3 protein-coding genes are annotated in these 3,644 nt (G+C 41.0%); 1 reads left to right on the top strand and 2 read right to left on the bottom strand.

From position 1 onward, the window contains the following. Window positions 1-100: 100 nt before the first annotated feature. Window positions 101-295 carry a hypothetical protein gene (locus tag KDK15_RS14265; RefSeq protein ID WP_257296054.1) on the top strand — a complete coding sequence of 65 codons (195 nt, stop codon included), beginning with the start codon at window positions 101-103 and terminating at the stop codon, window positions 293-295. Window positions 296-610: 315 nt separating this feature from the next. Here the strand turns inward: KDK15_RS14265 and KDK15_RS14260 are convergent, their stop codons facing one another. Both KDK15_RS14260 and KDK15_RS14255 read right to left on the bottom strand, forming a co-directional pair. After that, window positions 611-2,602: a baculoviral IAP repeat-containing protein gene (locus KDK15_RS14260; protein ID WP_257296053.1), complete on the bottom strand. Its 1,992-nt coding sequence runs from the start codon at window positions 2,600-2,602 to the stop codon at window positions 611-613. 178 nt (window positions 2,603-2,780) lie between these two features. Next, the coding region (locus KDK15_RS14255; protein WP_257296052.1) for a hypothetical protein at window positions 2,781-3,644 on the bottom strand (864 nt) is incomplete at its 5' end.

Genomic DNA, 3,644 nt, shown 5'->3' with positions numbered 1-3,644 from the left:
ATAGTAACTGCCCACTTAGCCAGAAAAATACGATTCCATTTGGCCAACTACTTATAAGACCCATGGATAGATATAAAAAACGGTTCTCAGGTTAGTTGTTATGGCTGGGCTTTCAGTTGTGCTGGCTTCTTCAACGACGGCTGAAGATGTGATGGTCAGAGGCAGTACGGTCTCTGTGAGTGGAAATTATGATTCTGCTGGTATCGATAACGCTGGCTCACTCAACATAGATATGGTATCAACGGCCCTTTTACCAATAGAGCTGGTGGCTCAGTTAATGTCTCTAAGGGGCTGAATATTTCCGGAAGTACATTGACGGCCACCAATGCTGGAACACTGACTGCTCTGCTGGCAGTGACTTTATGGTGGTAGAACATATCGAATGAGTGTCTATGGCATCAGCGCAAACTTTAGAGTGAAAAAGGAAAAAAAGTAGGACCTGGCGTTGAGGGAGGGATTTGAATTCTTTCATGATTAGATTGATTCAATAAAGAATTCAGTAGTTTACAAACAATCTGAGATCCAAAAAGTGTCCAGTTTGGTTGCTGGAAGAGGTTTTTGGTTAATTTGGTGGACACTTTTTGGTGTATAGAAAAATAAGAGGAGTACTTTAACTACGAGTCACTAAAACCAGTGAATCCCATTGCCTATCAACCTTTGATCCAAGAAATTGTTGTATTGCCATTGAACAAGTTTGTTCTCTGGTTTCCCTAAGCTGGCAGGATGCTGCAATATACCCATGCTCATTTGAACTGGCAGAAGCCCCCGTATAGTTTTGATCGTAATCATCCATTAACACTTCAAAGTTACTCTCTTCCTTAGCCAGCCATTGTGAAAATTCTTCATCATGGCCTCTGATAAATGCAAGAAAGCTGTCATCCTTGCATATATTAACCAGGTACTGTTTAAACAGACTCTTATCATTTATTGCCCGGATAAAATCATTTTTTAATCTACTATAAATATCACTGACAGGATCACTCCCATAATGTGGGAAACGTTGTTTAATATGATTTTCAGTAAACTCACAAACTTCTTCTGCAAGGCGGTTTTTTAAATATCCTCTGATTTCAGTGGATTCTTTATCTTCAAGCAGGTTGTAATTAGCCAGGGCCATTACCAACTGATCCTCATGAAGAAGTATTTTGACTTTATAGAGCAATCTAAACCAATCAAGTCTGCCATTTTGATCACAAATACCCTCCGTCAGTGATGCCGTCTTGAATCTGACTTTTATTTGGTCACAAACTTCTGCTGTATGGTCAGCACAATCTCCGGATAACATGCTATCAATTATTCCGGCAATCTCTCCAATGAGATCTGGTTTTTTCAGCAGACTATTGAGTATTTCTTTGTATGTATCATTCAGATGTGCACTATTGACCTTATTTTCAAGGTAGTTGAGCTTTTCCATTTGATCTGGATTGACAATATTTGCAAGCAGTAGTTTGGCTTCACTCACCGACAGATTTATATCTTCAGGTTGATTATATGTTCTACTGTTTGCCGAATGCTCTGTATCAAGCCAGGATACTGGTGATGAAGAACCAGAACTAGAGCTAGAATGGGGTCTGGATCTGGATACAGAACTGGAACTAGTACTGGAAACCCTTCTGGATCTGGCTCTGGAGGAGGGTGAATAGGTAGGAAAAAGTGGTAAGTCATCATCGGAGTCAGACAGATAGTCCCGAACTGGGGCCGCTTCTTGCAAATTACTCTGCCCACCGATAGGTTCACAGTATAAATGTCGAGATCCGGGAATAGTCCTGGCTACATAATATCTTTGTTCAGTGGTAAGGGCATTTTGTATTGTATCAACCAAATCAGCACCTAATTTCTTTCTGATAAACCGGCACTTTGGAAACTTCTGGGCATGTACATCATCTGGCTTTTCATCTCTCCTCCAGTTTTGCAGACCACCACCACATGAAAAACATTGCACTTGATCCCAATCATAGATTGAATAAAAACCACTGTCGATAAAATCCTGATCAGAGACATCAGGGGGAAAGTTGAACGAAAGTCTGACATTTCTCCAGTTTGTATTATCAAATGTTCGAGCCCTGTTAGCCAGATTACTCATCGCTTCATTAAATGGTCTATCAGGCGCAATGTCAGTATCAGATCCACTATTATCTTCCAAATCAAAACCACTAATGGATATATCCCTGACTTCCATACGTGGAACTTCCCGGGTAACAGGAATTTCATTAATATTGTTAACTGCTAATAGTAGCGGCTGAAGAGAATCGTTTGAGCGAATATCACTGGCGATCTGCTCTACAGACTGCCCATAGTCAACATAACCATCAGATTGCCTTAGCCCTATAAGAAGTTGATCGTAACTTAAAAGCTCATCTAAATTTTTTGCTATATGGGTGTCACCAGTAACTACATCTACAAATTCAAAAAACTTCTCAGCTTCGGGTGAAGGTGCATGGAGTAAATGGGTTTGAGGGGTGTCATGATAATCAACATCCCGGTGTCCCAACCTTGCTCTTGAAGATCCACCAGCTGCTCCAGCGACCTGATTTGTTGAACCAGGGTTAAAAAAATAATCGCCTTGAATATTGTGCATAACTCGTCCAGCCCCTTTACTCATTGAACATTCACTGAGATGAATATCTCAAATTACTGAAATTAGGTGGTAGATAATATTGAATCATTAGAATAATTAAAATAAAAATCTGATAATTTAAATGGTTTTGATCTTAAAATTAATTCATATCAACCAGCCGGATCAGCAATAAGACTGGGTTAATTGTTTTAAATCTATGAACTTATTCAGGATTCATCATTGCAAGCAGTGTTTTGATAAAGTCCTTCCTCTTGAGCTCATAATCATTAACATGATGAGCTGTCGATAGCCAGCCGTTAACTCTGTGCTCAAAATCATTACGGCAAGCATGGCTGATCAATTTCATTTGAAGACTTTCAGTAAGCACATTAAGGCGGTGTTGTTGTTCTTGAAGGTGGTTAGTCAGGCAGTCAGGTTGTCCGGGGTTGCCTTCAGAGTGCAGAGCGATAAACTGCCGGGCTTTATTCAGGGTAAGCAGACAGCGCATAAGCAAGCCGTAAATACGCTCATTGGAGTTTTTAGGAATATTAAAAAGAATGGTTCGTGGTATGTAAAATACCGTTCCTTTTTGCAATTGTTCTGTCAGCGAGCCAAGGTTATTAGCGAGGTATTCCAGCGTATCGTTCAGTAATCGGGTTTCTTCAGCAAACGACAAACACCATACCGGCCTCTCAACGCCAGGCACGTGAATGGCCAATTGCGCTGTATTTTCTTGGGCTACCCTGTCGTCAACACTGACTTGAAGCCCCATTGCTCTCATCCCCAAATCACCGTCATTCAGTTGAATATTGAAGGTCTGCGGGAGTTTAATCGCCTGACACCCCCGGATTGGCCAGATGATGATGCTTTTGGAGATTTCAGAATCCCTGTCGGTGTTCAGTACCTGCAGCTTGTCAAAGAGTGTTCTGGCAGCCACTGCTGTCGTGCAGATAATGTCAATATCATTAAATGATGAGCAAAGGTTCTGTAAAAAACGGGCGAAAGAACCGGTAATCAGCATGGGAGGGGGGGTATAAGAACCATTGATTTCCTGAATAATCTCCAGTGTTTTTAGCGTTAGCGCATT

The sequence above is a fragment of the Endozoicomonas sp. YOMI1 genome (genome assembly GCF_024606345.1).
In the GTDB taxonomy this organism is placed as follows: domain Bacteria; phylum Pseudomonadota; class Gammaproteobacteria; order Pseudomonadales; family Endozoicomonadaceae; genus Endozoicomonas.
This window is presented reverse-complemented; position numbering and strand designations above follow the sequence as displayed.

What these genes read in the sequence shown, in the direction of transcription:
- KDK15_RS14265 (WP_257296054.1), top strand. Translation starts at nt 101, where the DNA reads ATGGCTGGGCTTTCAGTTGTGCTGGCTTCTTCAACGACGGCTGAAGAT.
- KDK15_RS14260 (WP_257296053.1), bottom strand. Translation starts at nt 2,602, where the DNA reads ATGAGTAAAGGGGCTGGACGAGTTATGCACAATATTCAAGGCGATTAT.